The 26,330-nt window shown below is 62.4% G+C and carries 25 protein-coding genes and 2 tRNA genes; 19 read left to right on the top strand and 8 right to left on the bottom strand.

The features are described from left to right. The first annotated feature begins 56 nt into the window (after positions 1-56). Positions 57-1,181, top strand: a complete 1,125-nt coding sequence (gene mtnA, locus AB9K35_RS21780; RefSeq protein WP_369929400.1) for an S-methyl-5-thioribose-1-phosphate isomerase — start codon at positions 57-59, stop codon at positions 1,179-1,181. Continuing rightward, entirely contained in the window at positions 1,178-1,843 is a 666-nt protein-coding gene (locus AB9K35_RS21775; RefSeq protein WP_369929398.1) for a class II aldolase/adducin family protein, read from the top strand. Before mtnA ends, AB9K35_RS21775 begins: the two co-directional genes overlap by 4 nt. An 88-nt stretch (positions 1,844-1,931) precedes the next feature. Here AB9K35_RS21775 and AB9K35_RS21770 read toward each other — a convergent pair. Beyond that, positions 1,932-2,017 (bottom strand) — tRNA-Leu (locus AB9K35_RS21770). Between the two features lie 164 nt (positions 2,018-2,181). Here AB9K35_RS21770 and AB9K35_RS21765 point away from each other — a divergent pair. After that, positions 2,182-2,760, top strand: coding sequence for a YqaA family protein (locus AB9K35_RS21765; protein ID WP_222453084.1), 579 nt, complete (start codon positions 2,182-2,184; stop codon positions 2,758-2,760). 2 nt (positions 2,761-2,762) lie between these two features. Then, positions 2,763-3,230: a disulfide bond formation protein B gene (locus AB9K35_RS21760; protein ID WP_369929396.1), complete on the top strand. Its 468-nt coding sequence runs from the start codon at positions 2,763-2,765 to the stop codon at positions 3,228-3,230. A 56-nt stretch (positions 3,231-3,286) separates the two neighbouring features. On the opposite strand, the gene AB9K35_RS21755 is transcribed toward AB9K35_RS21760, so the two are convergent. Beyond that, positions 3,287-3,712: an Lrp/AsnC family transcriptional regulator gene (locus tag AB9K35_RS21755; RefSeq protein WP_222453086.1), complete on the bottom strand. Its 426-nt coding sequence runs from the start codon at positions 3,710-3,712 to the stop codon at positions 3,287-3,289. A gap of 114 nt (positions 3,713-3,826) precedes the next feature. On the opposite strand from AB9K35_RS21755, the gene rocF reads away from it, so the two are divergent. Genes rocF through AB9K35_RS21740 form a run of 3 tightly spaced genes read left to right on the top strand, consistent with a single transcriptional unit; the run spans position 3,827 to position 6,722 of the window. Next, on the top strand, positions 3,827-4,753 hold the full coding sequence (rocF, locus tag AB9K35_RS21750) for an arginase (protein WP_369929393.1): 927 nt from the start codon (positions 3,827-3,829) through the stop codon (positions 4,751-4,753). Beyond that, the gene (ctlX, locus tag AB9K35_RS21745) at positions 4,750-5,679 is read left to right on the top strand and encodes a citrulline utilization hydrolase CtlX (protein WP_369929391.1); all 930 of its coding nucleotides are present in this window, start codon (positions 4,750-4,752) and stop codon (positions 5,677-5,679) included. The genes rocF and ctlX overlap by 4 nt, the downstream gene beginning before the upstream one ends. Then, complete coding sequence (locus AB9K35_RS21740; protein ID WP_369929389.1) at positions 5,676-6,722, top strand: ornithine cyclodeaminase; 1,047 nt, start codon at positions 5,676-5,678, stop codon at positions 6,720-6,722. The genes ctlX and AB9K35_RS21740 overlap by 4 nt, the downstream gene beginning before the upstream one ends. 243 nt (positions 6,723-6,965) lie before the next feature. On the opposite strand, the gene AB9K35_RS21735 is transcribed toward AB9K35_RS21740, so the two are convergent. Further along, entirely contained in the window at positions 6,966-10,604 is a 3,639-nt protein-coding gene (locus AB9K35_RS21735; protein WP_369929387.1) for a vitamin B12-dependent ribonucleotide reductase, read from the bottom strand. Positions 10,605-10,959: 355 nt separating this feature from the next. On the opposite strand from AB9K35_RS21735, the gene AB9K35_RS21730 reads away from it, so the two are divergent. After that, positions 10,960-11,202, top strand: a complete 243-nt coding sequence (locus tag AB9K35_RS21730) for a hypothetical protein (RefSeq protein WP_369929385.1) — start codon at positions 10,960-10,962, stop codon at positions 11,200-11,202. Positions 11,203-11,324: 122 nt separating this feature from the next. Here the strand turns inward: AB9K35_RS21730 and AB9K35_RS21725 are convergent. From AB9K35_RS21725 to pdxH, 4 genes are all read right to left on the bottom strand, one after another. Then, positions 11,325-11,401 (bottom strand) — tRNA-Pro (locus AB9K35_RS21725). A gap of 43 nt (positions 11,402-11,444) precedes the next feature. Further along, positions 11,445-11,924 (bottom strand): DUF192 domain-containing protein, encoded by a 480-nt coding sequence (locus AB9K35_RS21720; protein ID WP_369929383.1) that lies wholly within the window; start codon positions 11,922-11,924, stop codon positions 11,445-11,447. Positions 11,925-11,928: 4 nt separating this feature from the next. Then, positions 11,929-12,468 carry a cold-shock protein gene (locus AB9K35_RS21715; RefSeq protein ID WP_222453093.1) on the bottom strand — a complete coding sequence of 180 codons (540 nt, stop codon included), beginning with the start codon at positions 12,466-12,468 and terminating at the stop codon, positions 11,929-11,931. A gap of 132 nt (positions 12,469-12,600) precedes the next feature. Next, entirely contained in the window at positions 12,601-13,206 is a 606-nt protein-coding gene (gene pdxH, locus AB9K35_RS21710) for a pyridoxamine 5'-phosphate oxidase (protein ID WP_369929381.1), read from the bottom strand. Positions 13,207-13,340: 134 nt separating this feature from the next. On the opposite strand from pdxH, the gene fabI reads away from it, so the two are divergent. The 5 genes from fabI (at position 13,341) to trpE (ending at position 19,607) form a co-directional block, all read left to right on the top strand. Next, on the top strand, positions 13,341-14,144 hold the full coding sequence (gene fabI / locus AB9K35_RS21705; protein ID WP_222453095.1) for an enoyl-ACP reductase FabI: 804 nt from the start codon (positions 13,341-13,343) through the stop codon (positions 14,142-14,144). 83 nt (positions 14,145-14,227) lie between these two features. Further along, complete coding sequence (gpt, locus tag AB9K35_RS21700; RefSeq protein ID WP_222453096.1) at positions 14,228-14,731, top strand: xanthine phosphoribosyltransferase; 504 nt, start codon at positions 14,228-14,230, stop codon at positions 14,729-14,731. 215 nt (positions 14,732-14,946) lie between these two features. Then, entirely contained in the window at positions 14,947-16,122 is a 1,176-nt protein-coding gene (locus tag AB9K35_RS21695; RefSeq protein WP_369929378.1) for an aminotransferase, read from the top strand. 117 nt (positions 16,123-16,239) lie between these two features. Beyond that, positions 16,240-18,081, top strand: coding sequence for a peptidyl-prolyl cis-trans isomerase (locus AB9K35_RS21690; RefSeq protein WP_369929376.1), 1,842 nt, complete (start codon positions 16,240-16,242; stop codon positions 18,079-18,081). A gap of 14 nt (positions 18,082-18,095) precedes the next feature. Beyond that, positions 18,096-19,607 carry an anthranilate synthase component I gene (gene trpE / locus AB9K35_RS21685; RefSeq protein ID WP_369929374.1) on the top strand — a complete coding sequence of 504 codons (1,512 nt, stop codon included), beginning with the start codon at positions 18,096-18,098 and terminating at the stop codon, positions 19,605-19,607. A gap of 88 nt (positions 19,608-19,695) precedes the next feature. Here trpE and AB9K35_RS21680 read toward each other — a convergent pair whose 3' ends face one another. Next, on the bottom strand, positions 19,696-21,393 hold the full coding sequence (locus AB9K35_RS21680) for a divergent polysaccharide deacetylase family protein (RefSeq protein ID WP_369929372.1): 1,698 nt from the start codon (positions 21,391-21,393) through the stop codon (positions 19,696-19,698). A gap of 192 nt (positions 21,394-21,585) precedes the next feature. Here AB9K35_RS21680 and AB9K35_RS21675 point away from each other — a divergent pair, with 192 nt between their 5' ends. From AB9K35_RS21675 to glp, 6 genes are read left to right on the top strand one after another with little or no spacing between them, the layout of a single operon-like run. After that, on the top strand, positions 21,586-22,167 hold the full coding sequence (locus tag AB9K35_RS21675; protein ID WP_369929370.1) for an aminodeoxychorismate/anthranilate synthase component II: 582 nt from the start codon (positions 21,586-21,588) through the stop codon (positions 22,165-22,167). Beyond that, on the top strand, positions 22,164-23,183 hold the full coding sequence (trpD, locus tag AB9K35_RS21670) for an anthranilate phosphoribosyltransferase (RefSeq protein WP_369929368.1): 1,020 nt from the start codon (positions 22,164-22,166) through the stop codon (positions 23,181-23,183). The genes AB9K35_RS21675 and trpD overlap by 4 nt, the downstream gene beginning before the upstream one ends. Next, a complete protein-coding gene (locus AB9K35_RS21665) occupies positions 23,180-23,851 on the top strand; it encodes a uracil-DNA glycosylase (RefSeq protein ID WP_369929366.1) in 672 nt (223 codons plus the stop codon). Before trpD ends, AB9K35_RS21665 begins: the two co-directional genes overlap by 4 nt. Next, on the top strand, positions 23,848-24,660 hold the full coding sequence (gene trpC / locus AB9K35_RS21660; protein ID WP_369929364.1) for an indole-3-glycerol phosphate synthase TrpC: 813 nt from the start codon (positions 23,848-23,850) through the stop codon (positions 24,658-24,660). Before AB9K35_RS21665 ends, trpC begins: the two co-directional genes overlap by 4 nt. Positions 24,661-24,676: 16 nt before the next feature. Next, positions 24,677-25,147, top strand: a complete 471-nt coding sequence (gene moaC / locus AB9K35_RS21655; protein ID WP_369929362.1) for a cyclic pyranopterin monophosphate synthase MoaC — start codon at positions 24,677-24,679, stop codon at positions 25,145-25,147. After that, positions 25,148-26,314: a gephyrin-like molybdotransferase Glp gene (gene glp, locus AB9K35_RS21650; protein ID WP_369929360.1), complete on the top strand. Its 1,167-nt coding sequence runs from the start codon at positions 25,148-25,150 to the stop codon at positions 26,312-26,314. The last annotated feature ends 16 nt before the right edge of the window (positions 26,315-26,330 follow it).

Raw genomic sequence — 26,330 nt, 5'->3', positions numbered from 1 at the left:
GAAAGAACCCAAGTGACGAACCCGGTGCTGCGCCGGCAAATGGAAGGATACCTGCAATGAAAGTGAACGGTACACATTACCGCTCCTTGTGGTGGAACGCCCAGCGTGACGTTCTGGAAATCATTGACCAGCGCTGGCTGCCGCATGAATTCCGCATCCAGCCCGTCGAAACACTGCAGGATTTTGCCGACGCCATCGTCGAAATGCGCGTCCGTGGGGCCCCGCTGATCGGCGCCACCGCGGCCTACGGTATGGCGCTGGCAATGCGACAGGACCCGTCGGATGCCGCCATGGACAAGGCCTGGACCTTCCTGAACGAAACCCGACCCACGGCCATCAACCTGCGCTGGGCGCTGGACCGGTGCCGCAGCCACCTGCGACCGCTGTCGCCGGGGCTGCGCGCGGATGCCGCGCTGGCACTGGCCCACGCCATTGCTGATGAGGACGTCGAGATCAACCGTCGCATCGGCGAACACGGGTTGGAACTGATCCGCGAGATCGCCGCCGAAAAACCCGAAGGGGAGCCTGTGCGGCTGCTCACCCATTGCAACGCCGGCTGGATTGCCACCGTGGACTGGGGCACGGCCACCAGCCCGATGTACCAAGCCCATGATGCCGGAATTCCGATTCACGTCTGGGTGGATGAAACCCGTCCCCGCAACCAGGGCGCGCTGACGGCTTGGGAGCTGGGCAGCCACGGCATCAGCCACAACTACATCACGGACAATGCCGGCGGTCACCTCATGCAGCATGGCCTGGTCGACCTCGTCATCACCGGGACCGATCGTACCACCCGCCAAGGCGACGTCTGCAATAAGATCGGCACGTACCTCAAGGCGCTTGCCGCGCGCGACAACGATGTCCCCTTCTACGTTGCCCTGCCCTCGCCCACGATCGACTGGACTGTTCGGGACGGGGTTGCCGAAATCCCGATCGAGGAGCGCAGCGAAAAGGAGATCACCCACGTGCAGGGCAAAACGGCCTCCGGTGACGTCGATACCGTGCAGGTCACGCCAGACGGCACGCCGGGCGGCAACCCGGCGTTCGACGTCACGCCAAACCGTTTGGTGACCGGATTGATTACCGAGCGCGGGATCTGCGAGGCCTCTGAGGCTGGTCTGGCGCGCCTGTTCCCCGAGCTCGCGCAAACCGCACAGGTTTCGCAGGGAGGTACCCTGTGAACCCCCCGTATGAAGACACCACGGCCGTGCGGCAGGCGGTCATTGATGCCTGCCTGCAAATGAATGCAGAAGGCATCAACCAGGGCAGTTCCGGCAATATTTCGGTGCGGGCCGGAAATCAGATGCTGATCACCCCCTCCGGCGTTGCCTACGAAGCGATGACGCCGGATATGCTGGTGCAAATTCCACTGGATGGCAGCCCGGCGCCCGAGGGGCAGATGAAACCCTCCACCGAGTGGCCATTTCATCTGGCGATCCTGCAGGCCAAACCTGCGGTGAATGCCGTTGTTCACGCGCATCCGGTTCATTGCAGTGCCCTTGCGATGAACCGGCAGAGCATACCCGCCTGCCACTATATGGTCGCAGCCTTCGGCGGCACCGACGTGCCGCTCGCGGATTATGCCTTGTTCGGCAGCCGCCAGCTCTCGGACAACATCGTTTCAACCTTGCAAGACCGGTCAGCCTGCCTGATGGCAAATCACGGCGCGGTTTGCACTGGCGAAAGCCTGCCACGCGCCCTGTGGCGCATGGTGGAATTGGAAACATTGGCAAAGGGCTACGCGACGAGCCTCATGATCGGTGAACCGCATATCCTGAGCCAGTCCGAGATGGACGAGGTGATCGCCGCTTTCGCGGATTACGGATTGAAGGACAGCCGTTGAATTTGCGCAAATGCAAACGAAGGCGGATGTATACGCTAAAACACAAAGCCAGAGGCTCTCTGGTTCGTTTTGCTGGATTGCGGAAATGTGGTGCCCAAGGAGAGACTCGAACTCTCACGATGTTGCCATCGGGGGATTTTGAATCCCCTGCGTCTACCATTCCGCCACTTGGGCCACGACCCGTTCCTAGCCAAGCCAGAAGCCGAGGTCCAGAGGCAAAACAACCTACTGACGCGGAAAATTTGCGACCTGAATTTGCGGCATGGCAGAGGTTGACGGACGACTGCCCGCGTGTCACCCCGCTTCTGGATATTGGTTGAGAACGCAAGGCAGATAAGATGCTCAAACCACTGTACAACCAGACGATGGCCTTGGCCGATCACCCCAAGGCGCTCTGGTGGTTGGCGGCCGTTGCGTTCGTGGAAAGTTCGTTCTTTCCGATCCCGCCCGACGTCCTGATGATTCCAATGATTCTGGCCCGCCCATCGCGCGCCTGGCTGGTGGCCCTGGTTGCACTGGTGGCCTCGGTTGCGGGGGGCGTTCTGGGGTATGTGATCGGGGCGTTCTTCTATGACAGCATCGGCCAACCCGTGCTCGAGGCCATGGGCAAAGGCGCGGCCATGGAGGAGTTCAACACACGCTTCAATGACTTCGGCTTCTGGGCCGTGTTGGGCGCGGGTGTGACCCCATTTCCCTACAAGGTCATCACCATCATGTCCGGCTGGACCGGGATGCCGTTGGGAACATTCATTGCGACCTCCATCCTCGCGCGCGCATTGCGTTTTTTCCTTGTGGCAGGTCTGCTGTGGCAGTTCGGCACACCAATCCGTGACTTCATCGAGCGGCGTCTGGGACTGGTCTTCACACTGTTCGTCATTCTCCTGTTCGGTGGCTTTCTGATGATAAGGTATCTCTGAATATGCATCGTATTCTGATCGGGATCGCGGCAGGCGGTTCGGCGGCATTGCTTCTGGGCGCGCTTGGGTTTCAGTACATCGGCCAGATGGCCCCCTGCGACCTGTGCTACATGCAGCGCTACCCCCACGCCGCGGCGGTAGTCATTGGCCTTGTGGCCCTGTTTCTGCCTTGGGCGCTGTTGGCCTATCTCGGCGCCGCCGCCGCGCTGACAACGGCGGCAATTGGCGCCTATCACACCGGCGTTGAGCGCGGCTGGTGGGAAGGCCCGAGCACCTGCACCTCGGGCCCGGTGGGGAACCTGTCCGCCGATCAGCTGATGGAACAGATCATGAGCGCGCCGCTGGTTCGTTGCGACGAAGTGCCGTGGGAGTTGCTGGACCTCTCCATGGCGAGCTGGAACGCCATTGCATCTGTCGCTCTGGCCCTGATCTGGATCGCGGCAGGCAATCACGCCCGCAAGCAGGGCTGACACGAAAGGAGATCATCTGAAGCCAGCAACAGCTTGGCTTCACTGATCTTTTCCCCCTAGGTATCCTTCTTGGTCGCCAACAGAAGATTGGTCTCACTGCTCACGACACCCTCGAATGTCCGGATCTTGGCAAGAGCGGTGTCGAGAGTTTCCAGCGTCTCCGTCCCCAGTTCGACGATCAGATCCCAGCGGCCATTCGTGGTGTGGATCGCCCGCACTTCCGGCAACCCCTGCAGCTGCCGGGTGATACGGCTGGTCCCGCGCCCTTCGATGCCGATCAGCATCAGGCCCCGCACCGGATCACGCAGCACGTCCTCCTTCATCACCACCGTGAACCCGAGGATATCGCCCCGTGCCTGCAGCCGTTCGATTCGCGCCCGGACCGTGGTGCGCGACAGGTTCAGCTCCAGTGCCAGGTCCGACAGCGACGCACGCGCATTGTGGCGCAATGCGGAAACCAGTCGCTCATCCGTTTTGTCCATATCCCACCTCAAATCGATCAGACGTCACCCAATATGACCAAAATGAATGCTGGAATCCATCGCATTTCGGAAGTTTTTATGAGGGTACTCGGATTTTTTTGAGAGGCACTCACCGTGACAAAGCAACATTGCATCCTTATCGGCGCCCCAGTCGACAGTGGCAAGCGCAGGGTCGGCTGCCTTATGGGTCCAGATGCCTATCGCACCGCTGGAATACGCCAGGCCTTGCAGAGCCTTGGCCACAGCGTCGAAGACATGGGCAACCTGTCTCCTGACCCCTATCCCGCAGACGACAACGATGGCCTCCTTCACGCGCCGAACGAAACGATCGCCTGGACCTCGCGCCTCGCCACCGTGGCCGAAGACGCCATGGAGCGTGGCCTTCCGGTCTTCCTGGGCGGAGATCACTCGCTGTCTTTGGGTTCGGTCGTCGGCGTGGCTAATCACGCTGCGCGCCAGAACCGCCCGCAGTTCGTGTTGTGGCTGGACGCTCATACTGACTTCCATACCCCGAAGACCACCGACAGCGGCAACCTGCATGGCACGCCTGTGGGATATTTCACTGGTCGCAAGGATTTCGACGGCTTTCCTGATGTGCCCAACCCCGTGCCACAGGAAAACGTCTGCATGATCGGGCTACGCTCGGTCGACACCGAGGAGCGACTGGCACTGGAGGGCAGCGTGATCCGCACCCACGACATGCGCGACATCGACGAAAACGGCATTGCCGGGCCGCTGAACCGCTTCCTTGAACAGGTGGCCGCCGCCAACGGCATGCTGCATGTGTCGCTCGACGTGGACTTCCTCGATCCGTCCGTTGCGCCTGCTGTCGGCACCACCGTTCCGGGTGGCGCAACCGTGCGCGAGGCCCATCTGGTCTGCGAGATGCTGCATGATTCCGGCCTGATGACCTCGCTCGACCTGGTAGAGCTGAACCCCTTCCTCGACGAGCGCGGCCGCACCGCGCATCTGATGGTGGATCTCTGCGCCTCGGCCCTTGGCCGCCGCGTCTTCGACCGCCCGACCCGGAGCTATCGATGAGCAGCCTGCAAGCCCCTGGCGCGGTGGTGATGAACCGTCCGCACCATTTCCGCCCCAACCCGGAGACCAGCGGAGACAATGCTTTTCAGACACTTGCGCGCAACGATGAAAGTGCTACCGGGATCCAAGCCCGGTCCGAGTTCGACCAGGCGGTGGCAGCTTTACGCGAAGCCGGGGTGACCGTTCACGTCTTCGACGACGAAGGCACCGAAACCCCGGACAGCGTGTTTCCGAACAACTGGTTCTCCACCCATGCCGGCGGCCATATCGCGATCTACCCGATGTTCGCGCCGAACCGCCGCAAGGAGCGGCGCTGGGACGTGATCGAGATGCTAAAGCGCAACTACCGTGTGCAGGACGTGATCGACTATTCCGGCCTGGAACAGGACGGGCTGGCGCTGGAAGGCACCGGCGCCATGGTGCTCGACCATATCGGCCGCATCGCCTACACGGTGAAATCCAACCGCGCCGACCCGGTGCTGCTGGAGCGTTTTTGCACCCACTTCAACTTCGAACCCATGGTGTTCGAGGCCAAGGACGCGCAGGGCCGCGACGTCTATCACACCAACGTTCTGATGGGCATTGGCACCGAATACGCGCTGATCTGCCTGTCGATGCTGCCCGACACACAACGCCGGGCCGAGGTTGCCGCGCGGCTGGAGGAGACCGGCCGCGAGGTGATCGACCTCACCCCCGAACAGATCGCCGCCTTCGCCGGCAATGCGCTGGAGCTCACCGGCAGGCGGCGGCTGCTGGCGCTGTCGGCCCGCGCAGTTGAGGCGCTGAGGCCGGACCAGATCGCCGTGATCGAGCGCAGCGCCGAGCTGCTGCCGCTCTCCATCCCCACCATTGAAACCGCAGGCGGGTCGGTGCGCTGCATGTTGGCAGGCATCCACCTCAGCCCCCGTGAAAGGAAGACAGCATGACCCAACCTTCGGACAAGGCCCTGGTGCCTTTTGTAAGCGTCGACAATATGATGCGTCTTATTCATCACGTTGGGATCGAACAGATGCTGCGTGATCTGGCCGACTACGTGGAGGCCGATTTCAAGCGCTGGGAATTGTTTGACAAGACCCCGCGCGTCGCCAGCCACTCGGAGGTCGGCGTGATCGAGTTGATGCCGACGTCAGATGGCGAAGCTTATGGCTTCAAATACGTAAACGGCCACCCGAAGAACACTTCGGAAGGTCTGCAGACCGTCACCGCCTTCGGCCTGCTGGCGGACGTCTACACCGGGTACCCGGTGCTGCTGACCGAGATGACCATGCTGACCGCGCTGCGCACCGCCGCGACATCAGCTATGGCCGCCAAGTATCTGGCCCCGAAAGGCTCGGACACGATGGCTATGATCGGCAATGGCGCACAGTCGGAATTCCAGACGCTGGCGATGAAGGCCATCATCGGCCTGAAATCCGTACGTCTGTACGACAAGGATCCGGCCGCGACCGAGAAGTGCGCCCGCAACCTGCAAGGGCTCGGGATCGAGGTGGTTTCCTGCAAAACCCCGGAAGAAGCTATCGAGGGCGCGCAGATCCTGACCACCTGCACCGCCGACAAGCAATATGCCACCATCCTGACCGACAACATGGTCGGCAGCGGCGTACACATCAACGCGATCGGCGGCGACTGCCCCGGCAAGACCGAGCTGGCAGCCGGGATCCTGACGCGCTCGGACGTCTTCGTCGAATACCCGCCGCAAACGCGCATCGAAGGCGAGATCCAGCAGATGCCCGAGGATTTCCCGGTAACCGAACTCTGGGAAGTGATCACCGGCAACAAGCCCGGCCGCAACAGCGATCGGCAGATCACCCTGTTCGATAGCGTTGGCTTCGCCATCGAGGATTTCTCGGCGCTCCGCTACATCCGCGATCGCATCAAGGATACCGACTACTTCATCGATCTGGACATGCTGGCCGACCCGGACGATCCGCGCGACCTCTTCGGCATGCTGCAACGGGCCAAGGATTAATCTTAGCAACCCGCCCTTAGCCACTGTTTTACAAAAAGAAATGGCCCCCGCTGCACGCAGTGGGGGCCAGTTTTCACTGATCAGGTTCCTTCGTTGACTGCCCGTGTCCTATTCTTGCCTGGACCATCTCAGCGTTCAGGACAGGCGCACCGGTCCCGGATTAACATGGAAACTTGTAAAACACAGGCTTCCCCAAGCCCCCGCGACACACACTGACTGGAACAGTGCCGCGGAGGCGATTTTTCAGCTACAGCCAGACGTGCCGCCGCAGGTGTTGCATTTCATGCAGGTGCCGTTGCGCACCAATGTGTAGTTTCCGCATTCGCCGCAGGCTTCGCCCTCATAGCCTTGCATTTTTGCCTTGGTGCGTGCGTCCATGCCGCTCGCAGCCGGTGTGGCGGAGTCCGCGACTTCCGGGACCAGCGATTGCAGCGCTGCGATGGGATCGGTGCCTTGGGCCTGCCCGTCAGTCTGGCCGCCTTGCAAGACCACCAGCTCCTGCGGCAGCCGCTTGCGCAGGTACCCGGTGGAGGAAATCTGCTTCAGGACTTCGAGAGACCGCGTTGCTGCGTTTTCGCTGAGCTCGGCCAGGTTGGAGACCCCTTCTTCCTCGCCGCGCCCCAGGTCGTCGAAGGTGGCGCCTTCCGGCTTGACGTGCGCCAGATCGGTGCGATCCAGGTAGCTGACCGCCAGTTCGCGGAACACATAGTCAAGGATCGACGTCGCGTTCTTGATCGAGTCATTGCCCTGCACCATGCCGGCCGGTTCGAACTTGGTAAAGGTGAAGGCATCCACGAATTCTTCCAGCGGCACGCCGTATTGCAGGCCGACAGAGACCGCGATGGCGAAGTTGTTCATCATCGCCCGGAAGCCAGCGCCTTCCTTGTGCATGTCGATGAAGATCTCGCCGAGGGTGCCGTCCTCGTACTCCCCGGTGCGCAGATAGACCTTGTGGCCCCCGACAACCGCCTTCTGGGTATACCCCTTGCGGCGTTGCGGCATCTTCTCACGGTGGCTGCGAACCAGCTCCTTGACCACCACCTTCTCGACCACTTTTTCGGCCAGTGTGGCAGCCTTCTCCCGCGTCGAGCCGCTCTCCAAAATCTCCGCGGCTTCGTCGTCATCCTCGACCAGGGCCGCGGCCAGCGGCTGGCTCAACTTGGAACCATCGCGATAGAGCGCGTTGGCCTTGATGCCGAGGCTCCAGCTCAGCTCATAGGCTTTCTGGCAGTCCTCGATCGTGGCCGAGTTGGGCATGTTGATGGTCTTGGAAATCGCCCCGGAGATGAAGCTCTGGGCCGCGGCCATCATGTAGATATGGCTATCAACACTCAGGAAACGCTTGCCTTTTTTGCCGCAGGGGTTGGCGCAATCGAAGATCGGGTAATGCTCTTCCTTCAGATGTGGCGCGCCTTCCAGCGTCATGGTTCCACATACGTGGTCATTCGCGGCATCGATATCTGCCTTGCTGAACCCCAGATGACGCAGCAGGTCAAAAGTGGGGTCATTCAGTTTCGGTCCGGGAATGCCCAGCACGCCGGTGCAGAAGTCCTCTCCCAAAGTCCATTGGTTGAACACAAAGCGGATGTCGAAGGCCGTCTCCAAGGCGGCGTCCACCTTGGCCAGTTCGTTGGGCCCAAAGCCGTGACCCGCCAGAGAGGTGTGGTTGATCGCAGGCGCGTTTCCGATCGAGCCATGGCCGACGGCGTAGGAGACGATCTCCTGGATTTGCGCCGAACTGTAGCCCAGTTTCTCCAGCGCAGCCGGGACCGAACGGTTGATGATCTTGAAGTAACCACCGCCCGCCAGCTTCTTGAACTTGACCAGTGCGAAATCCGGCTCGATGCCCGTGGTGTCGCAGTCCATCACGAGACCGATGGTTCCCGTGGGTGCGATCACGGTGGTTTGCGCGTTGCGGTAGCCGTGCTTTTCGCCCAGTTCCAATGCCTCGTCCCAGGCGCTGGCGGCCAGATCGGTCAGCAATACATCCGGGCAATTGGCGATATCCAGCGGCACCGGCTTGACCGACAGGCCTTCGTAACCTTCCGCGTTGCCCTTTGCAGCGTTGCGGTGATTGCGGATCACCCGCAGCATATGGTCGGCGTTCTTTGCATAACCCGGGAACGGGCCGAGCTCCGATGCGATCTCTGCCGAGGTCGCATAGGCCACACCGGTCATCAGCGCCGTCAGCGCGCCACACAGCGCCCGCCCCTCGTCCGAGTCGTAGCTGTAGCCCATATTCATCAACAGGCCGCCGATGTTTGCAAAGCCGAGCCCCAGCGTGCGGAAGTCAAAGGACCGCTGCGCGATTTCCTTGGACGGGAACTGGGCCATCATGACCGAGATTTCCAGTGTCAGCGTCCACAGGCGACACGCGTGCATGTAATCATCAGCCTGGAACTGCCCGTCCTTCAGGAAGCTCAACAGGTTCAGAGAGGCAAGGTTGCACGCGGTGTCATCCAGGAACATGTATTCCGAACAAGGGTTTGAACCGCGAATTTCACCGTCTTCCGGGCACGTATGCCATTCGTTCACAGTGTCGTGGAACTGAATGCCCGGATCTGCACAGGCCCAGGCCGCGTGCCCCACCTTCTCCCACAGATCACGCGCCTTGACCACTTTGGCCACTTCGCCGTCAGTGCGGTTTACCAGCTCCCAGTCCGCATCTTTTTCCACGGCGTGCAGAAACGCGTTGGTGACCCGGATCGAGTTGTTGGAATTTTGCCCCGAAACGGAGTTGTAAGCCTCGGAGTCCCAGTCCGTGTCATAGGTCGGGAACTCGATCGAGGTATGCCCCTGCTTGGCGTAATCCAGCACCCGTTTGATGTAGGTCTCGGGGATGGCAACCTTCTTGGCTTCGCGGATTGCCTTTTTCAGCCCCTCGTTGACAGCAGGATCGTAGGCGTCCGCTTCGGCACCGTCCCAGCTCCGGATCGCCTCGAAGATACCGTTCAGCATCTTCTCGTGCATTTTGGACCCGGCGACGATCGAGGCGACCTTCTGCTCCTCGAGCACCTTCCACTGGATGAAATCTTCGATATCCGGGTGGTCCGCATCGACGATCACCATCTTGGCTGCCCGCCGCGTGGTACCACCCGACTTGATCGCGCCCGCAGCGCGGTCGCCAATCTTCAAAAAGCCCATCAGGCCGGAAGACCGCCCGCCGCCGGAGAGAGGCTCGCCCTCGGCACGCAGGTGCGAGAAGTTCGTTCCGGTGCCCGAACCATATTTGAACAGCCGCGCCTCACGCACCCAAAGGTCCATGATGCCGCCATCCTTGACCAGATCGTCAGACACCGACTGGATGAAGCAGGCATGCGGCTGCGGGTGCTCGTAGGCGCTGTCGGACTTGGTCAGCTCACCCGTCTGGTAGTCGACGTAATAATGCCCCTGGGCCGGGCCGTCGATGCCGTAGGCCCAATGCAGACCGGTGTTGAACCACTGCGGCGAGTTCGGGGCCGACCGCTGCGTGGCGAGCATATAGCGCATTTCGTCGTAGTAGGCGCGCGCATCTTCTTCCGAGGAGAAATACCCCCCCTTCCAGCCCCAATAGGCCCATGCCCCCGCCAGGCGGTCGAACACCTGCTTGGAGGAGGTTTCACTGCCAAAGCTGGCGCCCTGTGCAGGAACCGAACGCCAGAGGAACTCCGGCACGCCCTTTTCGCGAACCTTTTTCAGCTTCGACGGCACGCCAGCTTTGCGGAAGTACTTCTGCGCGATGACGTCGCTGGCGACCTGGCTCCAGCTTTCGGGAATTTCGATATTTTCGAGCCTGAAGACGATCGTCCCATCGGGGTTCCGGATTTCCGAGGTCGCGGAAACAAAGCCGAGATCCGCATATGCATCCTGTCCGGCCTTGGTGAATTTGCGTTCGATCTTCATGCTCTGCCCCTTTGTCAAGCACTGGTCATTCACGTGTCACGGTGCCCCCAGCACCCGTTAACACCGGCCACCCAAAGCAGAATCCAACTCCTCACCACGACATGGCGCGTCCAAGACCTGCGAGGGCCAGACCAGATAGGTTGTCTGCTGTTATCAGCGTTGTTGCCGCGGCAATTAACCCCACCAGATTTAGTGCCAGTGCAACCGGTAAACACAATTTGACGTATTCCACCATAAAGGGTCAACGCAAAATTTACGCCTTTGAGGCCATCTTTGCTGTTGACGCTCTCAGCCGCATCTAGGGTCGCCGAAGCTGCGACGATTCATCCACAGATCGACACCAGAGCAGGGATGCATGCGGTCGATCGAAGGCAGCCGTATTTCTTCCATCCGCCTAACAACTTGTCCGGAGCGCGTCAAATGCGACCGCCTGTCCGCCAAGTCTGACTTACCGGAAATTGCCCGCTTGGGTCGCAAAGATGCGCTGGCGTATATTTTACGCTGGCACCTCTTTGGTTTGATGATCGCGGATTTGAAGATGGCCGCTCGCGCCGCGCGATTGACGCCTTCTGGCGTCAGCCGGTTAACAAACCCCTAACAAGGGGTTAACAATCCCTTAACACCATCGCGCCGATCCACAGTGCACCTGGGCAGCAACAGAATCAGCCTGCCCACCCCGAGAAAGGTGCAAACAAGCGATCTGATCATTTTGATGATAAGTGGTCGGGGCGGCGAGATTCGAACTCACGACCCCCTGTACCCAAAACAGGTGCGCTACCAGACTGCGCCACGCCCCGGACCGTGCGCTTTCCTATATCCGCCTGACTGATTTGAAAAGCCCTAACAGGGCCAAACTGCGCTATCTTGCGAAAAAATTTCGTGTTGCATCTGGCTGCCGATGGCGATGCCATAGCGACGCGCAAGCCCGGCGTTGATCTCCAGGACCGCAAACACCTCATTGCCGCCATGTATGGGCGTCAGATCGCCGGGAACCGCGTTTTCATGCACGCGCGTGACCCGCCCCTGCCTGTCCAGAAAGATCAGATCCAGCGGGATCAGCGTATTCTTCATCCAGAAGGCCACGGGCTGCGGGCGCTCGTACACGAACAACATCCCTGCCCCGCGGGGCAAGGTCTCGCGAAACATCAGCCCACGGGCGCGCTCGGTCTCAGAGTCTGCGATTTCAACGGTGAACGAGGTCTGTCCCCAATCGCCCCGCAGCTGCACCTTATCGGCGGAGCAGCCTGCGAAGGCGGGTACGGCGGCGACGCTCAGGAGCGCTGCAACGGCCATGCTGAGCAAAGCGCGCCGCAGCCCCATAGCGTCAGTCCCGCGTGTCCGAGGAAAGCGCGGCTTCCCACGCCAGAACTTCCACGGCCATCCGGCCGCGTTTGCCGTCGATGACGCGCATAGCCAGCGCCTCACCCGGCTGCAGGTCCGCGAGGCCCGACTGACGGAGCACTTCGACGTGCAGGAACACGTCTTCGTCCCGGCCAAAGACATTGGCAAAGCCGAACCCCTTGCCCTTGTCGAACCACTTCACCCGTGCAGGCTCAAGCGGCTCATCGCGCAGGCTGCTCATATCAAGATCGGCAAAATCGCTGAGCACCGGCGTGTCACTGCGCTCGGGCGGCTGGATCGACAGAACCTCGACCGCTTGCACGCCGCGACCGGTCTGATGGGTCACCACTTCGATGCGGGCGCCGTCGGCCACCGAGCTTTGTCCGAAATTACGCAAGACATTTACATGCAGCAGAATGTCCGGGCCGCTCTCGTCGGAAACCACGAACCCATAGCCCTTGGCCGGGTCGAACCACTTCACCAGCCCTTGTACCTGCTGCAAGCTGCTGAGATCTTCTGCCACTTAATGTTCCCACATATTTTTTATATTTTGACGCTGATCAGATGCGCGATTCTGACATTGGAGTTCAAGTTAAAAAGTCTTGAAATTGTCACGAATTCGCTATTGACCCACGGTTAACATTGGTTAATCCGATCAAGGATTCAAGCGGACAACCTCCCAATTCGCCGATACTTCCGTACGTCGCCAGCGAAATCGATCATGCAGCCGGAAGGCGCCATCGGCCCAAAACTCGATTTCCAGCGGTGCCAAACGATAGCCCCCCCAGAACGGTGGACGCGCGGGGTTTGCCCCCTGTTTTGCCGTTACCTTGGCAACTTCGGCCAGCAGGGCCGCACGGCTTTCAAGCGGCTGCGATTGCTGCGAGGCCCAGGCCCCCAGCCGACTTTTGAGTGATCGTGACCGAAAATATTCATCTGCCTTGGCCCCGTCCTCGCGGGCGATCAGGCCGCGGACACGGATCTGGCGACGCAGGGTCTTCCAGTGCATCACGAAGGCCGCCTTGCCCGCCTGGTCCAGTTCCCGGGCCTTGGCACTCTGGTAATTGGTGTAGAAGACAAAGGCGTCATCCTCGATCTCCTTCAGCAGAACCATCCGGCTGTTCGGCAATCCGGTTTCATCAACCGTGGCAAGCGCAATGGCGTTGGGATCATTCGGTTCGCTGGTTTCCGCTTCGGCCAGCCAAGCCCGCGCGATGGCAAAAGGATCATCGCCTGCAAAAATTCCGGATCTGTCTGACATCGGACACCTCGGTTGAACTTTTCCCGCAACCTATGCAGCTTCCCGCCCCACGACAAGGCCGTGAAGGCTTGATGCGGTGCGCCCGGCATATTAAACACCGCCTAATTCAATAGAACACAGGCGGAGTACCCTGCATGTCTAGTCAACTGATGGCCGGTAAACGCGGCCTCATCATGGGCCTGGCCAACGACAAATCGATTGCCTGGGGCATCGCCAAAGCTTGCGCCGAGGCCGGTGCTGAGCTGGCGTTTTCCTACCAGGGCGAGGCTCTGAAAAAACGTGTCGGCCCGCTGGCCGAACAGCTGGGCAGCGACATCGTCCTGCCGTGTGACGTCTCCGACGAAGGGTCGATCGACGCTTTGTTCGCAGCGCTGGAAGAGAAATGGGGCAAGCTGGACTTCGTGGTGCACGCCATTGGCTTCTCCGACAAGAACGAACTGCGCGGCCGCTACGTCGACACCACCCGCGGCAACTTCCAGATGACCATGGACATCTCGGTGTATTCCTTCACCGCCGTTGCCAACCGCGCCGAAAAGATGATGAACGACGGCGGTTCGCTGCTGACGCTGACGTATTACGGCGCAGAGCAGGTGATGCCACATTATAATGTGATGGGTGTGGCCAAGGCCGCGCTGGAAGCCTCCGTGAAATACCTGGCCGAGGATCTGGGCAAGGACGGCATCCGCGTCAACGCGATCTCCGCCGGCCCGATCAAGACGCTGGCCGCGTCCGGCATCGGTGATTTCCGCTACATCATGAAGTGGAACGAATACAACTCGCCGCTGCGCCGCAACGTGACCATCGACGATGTCGGCAAATCCGCGCTTTACCTGTTGTCCGACCTCAGCTCCGGCGTGACCGGGGAGAACCTGCACGTGGACGCGGGCTATCATGTCGTCGGCATGAAGGCCGTGGACGCGCCAGATATCACCAAGTAACAAGAAACCAGCCACTCCAGCCTGATCCGGGCGAGCTTTCCCGGTTCAGGCACTCTGGCGCGACCTCGCGGGGAGCAAACACCATGACAGACCGTCTGCCACACGAAAAAGGCTTTCACATCAGCTGGGATCAGATCCACCGCGACAGCCGGGCCCTGGCCTGGCGCCTCGACGGTCAGGGGCCGAACGGCACCCCCTGGCGCGCCGTTGTGGCGATCACCCGCGGCGGCATGGCGCCCGCGATGATCGTCAGCCGCGAGCTGGACATCCGCACGGTCGACACCATTTCGGTGAAGTCCTACCACCATCAGGCCCAGGGTGAGGCAGAGGTGCTGAAGGCCCCGGATGCCAAGCTGATGGGCGACGGCGAGGGTGTGCTGATCATTGATGACCTCGTGGACAGCGGCAAGACACTTGAGCTTGTGCGCCAGATGTACCCCAAGGCCCATTTCGCCACCGTTTACGCCAAGCCCAAGGGGCGGCCGATGGTCGATACCTTCATCACGGAAGTGAGCCAGGATACCTGGATCTTCTTCCCATGGGACATGGCGCTGCAATATGTCGAACCCTACCGCGGCAAGGACTGACCCCCTGCCCGGCCGACCGACTTGTGAACGGGGATGCGCCATCGTGGCGGCATCCCCGTTTTCTTTTAACGGACCGCATTTGGTCCGCGCGGCCCGGTCTGAAACCGGATTTCCTGCGCACCTTTACAGCTTGAGGTACACCAGACGCCGTGTCAGACATGTCGCGCCGCAAGAGCACCAAGAATATTTCAACATTGCCGCCGACAGGACATTGCATGACTACCCCCCGCACACAGGCCACCTTTGTCTCGCCCATCGTCGAATCGCGCCGCTGGCTTGACGGCGTGGACTTCCCCAAAAACCGGCCTCTGCTGAACGTCAGCCAGGCGGCTCCTGCCGAAGCCCCGCCCGAAGGGCTGCGCCGGGCCATGGCCGAGGCCGTCCTGCAGGACACCGCCGCGCATCTCTATGGGCCCGTGCTGGGCAACCCGGACCTGCGGCGGACGCTGGCGGCGCAGATCTCCAGCCATTACGAGGCACGGATCACGGCGGATCAGGTGGCCATCACCTCCGGCTGCAACCAGGCCTTTGCCGCCACCATATCCGCGCTCTGCGGCGAAGGGGACGATGTCATCATCCCGGTCCCTTGGTACTTCAATCACAAGATGTGGCTGGACATGACCGGCGTCCGCGCGCAGCCGCTTCAGGTCGGGCCGGGCATGCTGCCCTCGGTCGCCGAGGCCGAGGCGCTGATCACGCCCCGCACGCGGGCCATCGTGCTGGTCACGCCCAACAACCCGACCGGCGTCGAATACCCCGCCGAACTGCTCCGCAACTTCTTTGAGCTCGCGCGCGCCCGCGGCCTCACGCTGATTGTGGACGAGACCTATCGCGATTTCGACAGCCGCGAGGGCGCGCCGCACGGGCTTTTCCAGTTGCCGAACTGGCCCGAGACGCTGATCCACCTCTATTCGTTCTCCAAGGCCTACCGGCTTACCGGGCACCGGGTCGGCGCGATTGCCGCCGCACCGGCCAGGCTGTTTGAAATGGAGAAGTTCCTCGACACCGTCACCATCTGTCCGGCGCAGCTCGGACAGATCGGTGCCCTTTGGGGGATCGAAAACCTTGGCAGCTGGCTGGCAGAAGAGCGGCGGGAAATCCTTGCCCGGCGCGCCGCCATCGAAGCTGGCTTTCCCACCCTTGCCGCCCGCGGTTGGAAACTCCTGGGGTGCGGGGCCTATTTCGCCTATGTCGAGCATCCCTTCGAGCAAAGCGCCGAGGACATCGCGCGCAGGCTGGTCGCCGAGGCCTCGGTGCTGATGTTGCCGGGCTCGATGTTCATGCCGGCGGACAATCCGGACGGCGCGCGCCAGTTCCGGATTGCTTTTGCCAATGTCGATGTCGACGGCATCGCAGAGTTGTTCGACCGGCTGGCGGCATTCGACGCCTGAAGCGTTCCGGTCACACCGCAATCACCTTGCTCCGCTGCGAGCAGCCGCGTATTCAGTCAGCGGCATTTATTCCCGTCGGGGCCGCTCCCCGCAGGACACATCACTAAAGAGGGCATCATGGCCGCAGGCATGAAAAAGCTATCAAAAACCTTTGTCTGGATCCTGATGGGGATGCTGATCGTGGGTCTCGCCGGTTTCGGCGCGGTGAACTTCACCAGCTCGGCGTCGTCTGTTGCCCGCGTCGGCGATCAGGAAGTGCGCATTGCCGACTACGTGCGCGAGCTGCGTCGTGAGCAACAGTCGCTGCAATCCCAGACCGGCCAGCCCGTCACCATGGCGCAGCTCAGCGCCTTCGGGATCGATCGCATGGTTCTTGGACGGCTGATCTCAATCGCTGCCCTCGATCACGAAGCGGCCGAGCTGGGACTGTCGATTGGCGACGAAAACCTGATCAAGGAACTTGCCGCCATTGACGCGTTTCAAGGCGTGGACGGCAAATTCGACCGCGAGGCCTACAGCTTTGCGCTCAACAATGTCGGGTTGAGCGAAAACGAATTCGAGGCCGATCTGCGCCGCGAGGCCGCACGCACCCTGATCCAGGGCGCGATACTGGCTGGCGCTGACATGCCTGACACGCTGACAAAAACGCTGACCGACTACATCGGTGCGCGCCGCAGCTTCTCCTACGTGCAGCTGAATGCAGGCGACATTGCCCTCACCGCCGAGGTGCCGTCGGACGAAACGCTGCGGGAATATTACGACGCGCATCAGGAGCGGTTCATGCTCCCGGAAACCAAGGTCATCACCTATGCGGCGCTGCGTCCCGACATGCTGCTGGACGAAATCGAAATCCCGAAGGAAAATCTGGAGAAGCTGTTCCACGATCGTGCCGACCAGTACCAGCAGCCTGAGCGGCGGCTGGTCGAACGCCTGGTCTTCGCGGACGAAGAACGCGCCGCCAGCGCCAAGGCGCAGCTGGAAACCGGTGGTGCCACCTTTGAAAGCCTGGTCGAAAGCCGCGGCCTCAACCTGCAGGACATCGACTTGGGCGACGTTGCAATGGGCGAACTCGGCGCGGCTGGCGAAGCGGTCTTCTCGGCGGAAGTTGGCGATGTCGTGGGCCCGCTGCCCTCGGATCTCGGCCCTGCCCTGTATCGTGTGAACGGCCGCCTCGAGGCGCAGATCACCCCGTTTGAGCAGGCGGAACCCGAACTGCGCGAAGAGCTGGCATCCGACCGCGCCCGTCGCCTGGTGGAGGCTCAGTCGGAAGACATCGACGATATGCTGGCCGGCGGTGCCACCCTCGAGGAACTGGCAACCGAGAACGGCCTGGAGCTGGCCCAGATCCACTGGACTGGCGAAGACAGCGAAGGCATCGCCGCCTACCAGGAGTTCCGTGCCGCCGCCGCCAAGGTGACCGAGGAAGACTTCCCCGAGGTGGACTTTCTCGAAGATGGCAGCCTGTTCGCCCTGCGCCTCGACGAAATTCTGCCAGAACGCCCGCAGCCCTTTGCCGAAGCGCGCGACAAGGTTCTCGCAGCATGGCAGGCTGATCGTCTGGCTGCCGCCCTGCGCGATCAGGGCGAGGCAATCCTTGCCGCCGCCGAAGACGCCGGCAGCTTTGCCGAGGATGCGGAAGTCATCACCGAGAATGGCCTGACCCGCACCGCCTACCTGGAGAGCGTTCCGGCCGACCTGATGGAGCAGGTGTTCGAAATGCAGCCGGGCGAGTTCCGCCTTGTGCAGGATGCGAACTCCGTCGTGATCGTGCGGCTCAACAGCACCCTGCCGCCCGAGGAAAGCGATGACCTGGCCCTGCTGACCCAGGCCCTCGGCGCGCAGCTCGACCAGTCGCTGGGACAGGCGCTGTTCCAGGCCTACATGCAGGACGTGCAAACCCGCGCGGAGCCCCGCGTTGACCAGCAGGCGCTGAACGCAGCGCAGGCCAACTTCCAGTAACATAGGCACGGACCATGGCTCTGACCCCGGATTTCGACACATTTGCAAAGGCGTATGAGGCCGGTGAAAACCAGGTTGTCTACGCCCGCCTGGCTGCCGATCTCGACACCCCCGTGTCGCTGATGCTCAAACTGACAGGCGCCCAGAAGGACGCCTTCATGCTGGAGTCCGTCACTGGCGGCGAAGTGCGCGGACGCTACTCGATCATCGGCATGAAACCCGATCTCGTCTGGCGCTGCCATGGGGAGCAGTCCTCGCTGAACCGGTCCGCACGGTTTGACGCCGAGGCTTTTTCGCCGCAGGACGGCAACCCCTTGGACAACCTGCGCGCCCTGATCGCCGAAAGCAGGATTGACCTCCCCGACGATCTGCCACAGGCCGCGGCAGGGCTTTTCGGCTATCTCGGCTATGACATGATCCGCCTGGTCGAGCATCTGCCGGACGTTAACCCGGACCCGCTCGGGCTGCCGGATGCACTGATGATGCGCCCCTCTGTCATCGCCGTGCTCGATGGCGTAAAGGGCGAGGTCACGGTGGTCTCACCAGTGTGGGTCAGCGAAGGGCAGGCCGCCCGCGCCGCCTATGCCCAGGCGGCGGAACGGGTGATGGACGCCGTGCGGGATCTGGAACGCTCCATGCCGTCGGAAAGCCGCGATCTGGGCGACGCCGACGAGGTCGCGCCGCCACAGTCAAACTTCACCAAGGACGGCTACATGGCCGCGGTCGAGAAGGCCAAGGAGTACATCCGCGCAGGCGACATCTTCCAGGTGGTTCCGGCACAGCGCTGGACCCAGGAATTCCGTCAACCGCCGTTTGCGCTCTATCGTTCGCTGCGCCGCACCAACCCGTCGCCGTTCATGTTCTACTTCAACTTCGGCGGCTTCCAGGTGGTTGGCGCAAGCCCCGAAATCCTGGTCCGCGTCTTCGGGCAGGAGGTCACGATCCGTCCGATCGCGGGCACCCGCCCCCGTGGCGCAACGCCCGAAGAAGACAAGGCGCTGGAGGCCGATCTGCTGGCCGACAAGAAGGAGCTGGCGGAACATCTGATGCTGCTGGACCTCGGCCGCAACGACACGGGCCGGGTCTCCAAGATCGGCACCGTGCGCCCGACAGAGAAGTTCATCATCGAACGCTACAGCCACGTGATGCACATCGTCTCCAACGTCGTCGGTGAACTGGCCGAGGACAAGGACGCGCTGGACGCCTTCTTTGCCGGAATGCCCGCGGGCACCGTCTCCGGCGCCCCCAAGGTGCGCGCGATGGAAATCATCGATGAGCTGGAGCCGGAGAAGCGCGGTATCTACGGCGGCGGTGTCGGCTATTTTTCCGCAGGTGGCGACATGGACATGTGCATCGCCCTGCGCACCGCCATCGTCAAGGATCAGAAGCTCTACATCCAGGCCGGGGGCGGCGTTGTCTATGACAGCGATCCCGAGGCGGAATACATGGAAACGGTGCACAAGTCGAATGCCATCCGGCGCGCCGCGGCAGACGCCGCGCGTTTCACTGGGAACGGCAATCGCTGAACGGTGGAAAACCTCATCGACAGGTGTCTGTCGAGATAGATTCCGGCCAATAGCAACGGCGCCCGATCCGGGCGCCGTTTTTTCATGGTTATTTCGGCGGCAGCTTGGCCAGCAGGCTGGCGGACACCGGTGCCAGGGCGACGCGGCTCGCCCGGTCCTGAAGCCCCCAGATCAGCAGAGCGGAAATCGTATCCGGCCGCAGCCGACCCAACATGATCACCGCGCCCTCCTGCCCGGCCCGGAAGGCCGCCTGATCCAGGAAGCGCCGGATTGCACGTGGGTCCTGCCCGGCACCGTCGAAATCCCGGAACACCACGCCCGCGGGAACCCCGTCACGCAGCGCCAGTTTCTGCACCGTGTTCAAGCCGCTGTTCTGGGTCACCAGTCCGTAACCAGCTGATGCGGCCACGGCCGCAACCTGATCCGCCAGCGGGCGGTTTCCCTGCACCCCGGTCTCCACCCCTTCGAGGATGGCCACTGCTTCGGGCAACTGCCGCCGCCAGACCTCCAGCGCCGTTTCGGCATCCTGCGGCGCAGCGTCGCGGGGCAAGTCCGCCAGCATCAGGACTTCGAACCCGGCCGCGCGCCGTGCCGCCATTTTGGCGGCGGCATCGGGGTCCTCCGGGTCGATTGCAAAGCTCAAGGGATAGGGGAACTCCGCCAGCGCCTCGGCTCCGACAGCGCCCTCATCGTCGATCAGTACAATGGACATCAGCGGCCGCCCGTCCCGGTTCTCGAAGGGTTCGGAGTAAGCCGCAAAAGGCAGAACTCCGGATGCAACTGCGCTGATCCGCTCTTCGTCATCCCGTTCGGTCAAGGGCACCACCGGCGTTCCGATCTGCGGCGACAGGCCGGCGGTGTCTTCGACCTGATCGGTCTCGGCCTCACCTGAAGGCGTTTCCGCTTCGGGCAGGTCGGTGTCGCTTGCCTCGGTCTCCGGCACTGGGGGCGCAATGCCGATCACAGGCAGCGTCGTGGCGCGCGGCGGGGTGCCAATGTCCGGAGCCTGCGACACAGCCTCACCAGAGGGCGGCGTGACAACCGTCACCGCATCGGATCGAGGGGCGTCCTCGGGTGCGACAACGGGGTCATCACCTGGCGGAAGTGTCGCCAGAACATCCTCCGCATCCTCTTGCCGATCGTCGGCGTCACTTTCCACCGGCAGCGGCGCAGGGTCTGTCGCGGCGACAACGGCAGCCTCGGTCTGCGGCGCAGGCGGGACCTCGGGCTGTTGCAGCTGCGGCTGCGGCTCCGTTATCGTTTCTGCCCCACCGACCGCGGGCGCCTGGGCAACATCCGGTCCATCCGTCTCGGCGATTGCCGTATCCGCGCTCACCTCGGGGCGTTGCGTCGGCGTGGTATCTGCATCTGCCAAATCACTCAGATCGTCGGGGGCAACCAGCGAACCAGGGCCGGTCGGCTGCGCCTCGGCGAGGTCAGCGTCTCGCGCCAGTTCCTGCGTCGGCGCGTCCTGTCCGCTTGGCGCGCCATTCGGCAGCTGTGGGGTGGCACCGGTTTCAGGTGCCGGGGACAGCGGCGCATCGCTTGCAGCCTCGCTGCTCGCATCCGCATTGTCAGTGGTCTCGACCATCTCGGGCGCAGGCTGCGACCTCGAACCGGCCTCAGCAGGGCTTGGGGCCAGATCACCTGTAGCGCCAACCGGCTGATCCACCGTTGGTGCGCCGGAGGTCAGCCGCTCGGGCAATGGCACCGACAGCGACAACATCATCATCCCGCCTGCAGCCAGCAACGCTCCGACACTCACGCCGCCCAGAAATCCCCGCATGCCTGTTCTGCCTCTCAATCCGTATTGCCTGTGGCGCGTCCGACTGCGACTTCGACCGCGGGCCTGTTGCCGCCCGCTCAGGTCAATCGCCTTTCCTGCCCTTGACGCTGCCTCTTATCCCTGAACATGTATGTTGCAACGACTATACTGCGGCGCGGCCCCCGCCCGCCACCCTTAAAAGAGCCCGCCAAGATGCTGCTGCTGATCGACAACTACGACTCCTTTACCTACAACCTCGTCCATTACCTCGGTGAGCTTGGCGCGGAAATGGAAGTGCGCCGAAACGATGCCATCGACGTGCAGGAAGCCATGGCCATGAAGCCCGCGGGCATCCTGCTGTCGCCGGGCCCCTGTGATCCGGACCAGGCGGGCATCTGCCTCGCCCTGACAGAAGCCGCCGCCGAAACCCGCACGCCGCTGCTTGGCGTTTGCCTTGGCCATCAGACCATTGGACAGGCCTTTGGTGGCAAGGTGGTGCGCTGCCATGAGATTGTGCACGGCAAGATGGGCGCGATGCACCACAAGGATGTTGGCCTTTTCAAAGGTTTGCCCTCCCCGTTTGAGGCAACTCGCTATCACTCTCTGGTAGTGGAGCGCGAAACACTTCCCGCCTGCTTGGAGGTCACCGCAGAATTGGAAGACGGGACCATCATGGGGCTTCAGCATCGGGACCTTCCGATTCACGGGGTGCAGTTCCACCCAGAGTCCATTGCCTCGGAACACGGCCACGCGTTGCTGAAAAACTTTCTTGACGTGATGAAGGTGCCGGCATGAGCGAACAGCTGAAACCGCTGATCGGTGCCGCCGCCGAACGCTCCCTGACCCGCGCGGAGGCTGAACAAGCCTTTACCCTGCTGTTCGAAGGCGAAGCCACGCCCAGCCAGATCGGCGGTTTGTTGATGGCGATGCGCACCCGGGGTGAAAGCGTTGATGAATACGCCGCGGCGGCCGCCGTGATGCGCGCCAAGTGCAACCCGGTCAAGGCCCCGGCCGGAGCCATCGACATCGTCGGCACCGGAGGGGACGGCAAGAACACGTTGAACATCTCCACCGCGACGGCCTTTGTGACCGCGGGCGCCGGCGTGGTGGTGGCCAAACATGGCAACCGCAACCTCAGCTCCAAATCCGGCACCGCGGATCTGCAATCGCAGATGGGGATCAACGTGATGATCGGGGCCAAGGTCGTGGAGAAGGCCATAAACGAGGCCGGGATCGGCTTCATGATGGCGCCCATGCACCACCCCGCGGTGGCGCATGTCATGCCGACCCGGTCCGAACTGGGCACTCGCACGATCTTCAACATTCTCGGCCCGCTGACCAATCCAGCAAACGTCAAGCGGCAATTGACCGGTGCGTTCAGCCGCGATCTGATCCGTCCGATGGCTGAAACGCTCAAGGCACTGGGGGCCGAGCGCGCATGGCTGGTTCATGGCTCCGATGGCACGGACGAGCTGACAATCACGGGTGTAAGCTGGGTCTCGGCACTGGAAGAAACCGGTGAAATCAACGAGATGGAAGTCCACCCTGAACAGGCTGGCTTGCCCGTGCACCCGTTCGAGGCGATCGTCGGCGGCACGCCCGAGGACAACGCGAAAGCCTTCCGGGCCCTGCTGGCTGGCGAACCCTCCGCCTATCGTGATGCGGTGTTGCTGAATGCCGCCGCCGCCTTGGTCGTGGCAGGCCATGCCTCGGATCTGAAGGACGGCGTGGCCAAGGCTGCTGACTCCATTGACAGCGGTGCGGCCAAGGCCAAGGTCGAGGCGCTCGCCCGGATCACATCACAAGCATGACCGAGCTGCCGTCCGGGCTGGGCCAATGGGCCCAGCTTCCATTTTTCTCGGATCACTGGCCTGCCATTGCGTCTGCCTTGCGCGCGGATCAGCGAGACATTCTGCCGCCAGCACCGCAACGGTTCGCGGCACTGGAGCTGACCCAGCCGGACGCCACACGCGTCGTTATACTGGGGCAGGATCCCTATCCCACGCCGGGCCATGCGCATGGGCTGGCGTTCTCCACGGCACCGGACGTGCGTCCTCTTCCCCGCTCCTTGTCGAATATTTACAAGGAGTTGGAGGATGATCTTGGCATCCGTCGCCCCAATGGCGACCTGCGCGGTTGGGCGCAGCAAGGCGTATTGCTGCTGAATACGGCGCTAACCGTTCCAGCCGGGGCGGCGAACGCGCATCAGAACCTGGGCTGGCAGCATCTGGTTCACCAGGTCCTGGCGCTCACCTCGTCTCGGCCGACGGCATTTCTCCTTTGGGGAAATGCTGCGCAAAAGCTTGAAAAACATATCAAACCGGGCGATCACCTGATCCTGAAAACCGCGCATCCCTCGCCGCTGTCGGCGCGGCGCGGCTTCTTCGGCTCACGACCCTTTTCGCGGGTTAACACTTGGCTCGCCGCCCGTGGCGAAGATACCATAGACTGGAACGCAGGAACGGAGGCACCGGCATGACCGAAAACGTGCTCGACAAGATCAAGGCCTACAAGCTCGAAGAAGTGGCCGCGGACAAATCTGTCAAACCGCTCGAAGCAGTGGAGGCCGAGGCCCGCGAAGCCTCGCCTGTACGCGGCTTTGCCCGCAGCCTGATGCGCGCAAGCCGGACCGGGTATGGCCTGATTGCAGAAATCAAGAAGGCCAGCCCCTCCAAGGGATTGATCCGCCCGGACTTCAATCCGGCCGAGCTGGCCAAAGCCTATGAGGCAGGCGGCGCGACCTGTCTTTCGGTGCTGACCGACACGCCCAGCTTCCAGGGGGCCAAATCCTTCCTGACCGAGGCCCGCGATGCCTGCGCCCTGCCCGCGCTGCGCAAGGATTTCATGTATGACCCCTACCAGGTCGCCGAGGCCCGCGCCTTGGGGGCGGACTGCATCCTCATCATCCTCGCCTCCGTGTCGGATGCCCAGGCGCAAGAGCTGGAGCAATGCGCCTTTGACTGGGAAATGGACGTGCTTCTGGAAGTGCACGACGAGCAAGAGCTGGAACGTGCCTGCCTCTTGAAATCGCCGCTGATGGGGATCAACAACCGCAACCTCAAGACCTTCGAGACCTCGCTGGACACCACCCGCACCCTGTCGCGTCTGGTGCCGCCGGATCGCACGATTGTTTGCGAAAGCGGCCTGTTCACGCCGCAGGATCTGGCCGATATGGCACGCTATGGCGCCCGCAACTTCCTGATCGGCGAAAGCCTGATGCGACAAGAGGACGTGGCGACGGCAACCCGCAAGATCCTGGACAACCCTCTGACGCCAAACGCGATGTAATTCAGGGAGTTACAGGATGAGCCTTACGCATTTTGACGCCAAGGGCGACGCCCATATGGTCGACGTCTCGGACAAGGAAGTGACCGCGCGGATCGCCACCGCCGAGGGCTATGTCAGCATGGCCCCGGCGACCTATGACATCATCGCGGAAGGCCGCGCCAAGAAGGGTGACGTCCTCTCCGTGGCCCGCCTCGCCGGCATCATGGGGGCAAAGAAAACGCCCGACCTGATCCCGCTGTGCCACCCGCTGCCCGTCACCAAGGTCGCGGTCGACCTGACCCTTGACCCCGACCTGCCTGGGGTGCGCATTACCGCCACGGTCAAGACCACCGGACAGACCGGCGTCGAGATGGAAGCACTCACCGCGGTTTCCACAGCAGCGCTGACCGTTTACGACATGGCCAAGGCCGTGGACAAGGCGATGCAAATCGGAGGCATCCGTGTCACGCTAAAAGATGGCGGAAAATCAGGCAGGTATGAGGCTTAAATGATCTCGGTCAACGACGCGCGCACGCAACTCCTGGCGCTGGTTCGCCAGCTCGAGGCAGAGACCGTACCCCTCGCCGATGCCGCGGGCCGGGTGCTCGCACAGGATGTTGTGGCACGTCGTGACCAGCCTCCCTTCTCGGCCTCAGCCATGGATGGCTACGCCGTCAACGCCGCCGAGGTCGAGCGTCACGCCATGTTCAAGGTGATCGGCGAAGCCGCCGCCGGTCACGGTTTCCAGGGACGTGTCGGTGCCGGCCAGGCCGTGCGGATCTTCACCGGCGCGCCGGTCCCGGACGGCGCAAGTTTCGTTGTCATCCAGGAGGATGTGAGCCGCACCGGTGATCTCATCACCATCGAACCCGGTGCGAACAGCAACATCCGCCCCCGCGGAGGCGATTTCCTTGCCGGGCAGACGGTATCGTCGCCCCGGCTTCTGACCGCCGCCGATATCGCCTTGCTGGCCGCGATGAACATTCCATCCGTCCCGGTGACTCGCCGCCCCGAGGTCGCGCTGATCTCGACCGGGGATGAACTGGTGATGCCGGGCGACACCCCGGAAGCCGATCAAATCATCGTTTCCAACACCTTCGGCCTGAAAGCGATGCTCGACGGGCTGGGCGCACGTGCGCGGATCCTGCCGATCGCACGCGACACAAGAAGCGCCCTGCGCACCGCGTTCGAACTGGCGGAGGGCGCAGACCTGGTGGTTACCATCGGAGGAGCCTCTGTCGGCGATCATGATCTTGTCGCGGATGTGGCCGCGGACCTCGGGTTGCAGCGATCCTTCTACAAGGTGGCGATGCGCCCCGGCAAACCCCTGATGGCTGGCCGCATGAACGCCGCCGTCATGGTTGGCCTGCCCGGCAACCCGGTCTCGGCCATGGTCTGTGGCCAGGTGTTTCTGGCGCCGATGATCCGCGCCATGCTGGGATTGTCCACGACCGAGCCTGAGTTTCAAACAGCCCGATTGGCCAAGGCGCTGCCTGCCAACGGCCCGCGCGAGCATTACATGCGCGCGCAGCTTGACGCCGAGGGGGTGCAGGCTTTCGACAATCAGGACAGCTCTCTTTTGACCGTCCTCGCCAAGGCAAACGCCCTCCTCGTCCGCCCCCCGCATGACCCGGCGCGCAGCGTCGGCGAAATGGTCCGTTACCTCCCCATCTGACCCGCGCGTTCATCGC

Source organism: Leisingera sp. XS_AS12 (assembly GCF_041224635.1).
Lineage (GTDB): Bacteria > Pseudomonadota > Alphaproteobacteria > Rhodobacterales > Rhodobacteraceae > Leisingera.
Note: the sequence above shows the minus strand (reverse complement) of the source record. Positions and strands in the feature narration are given on the sequence as shown.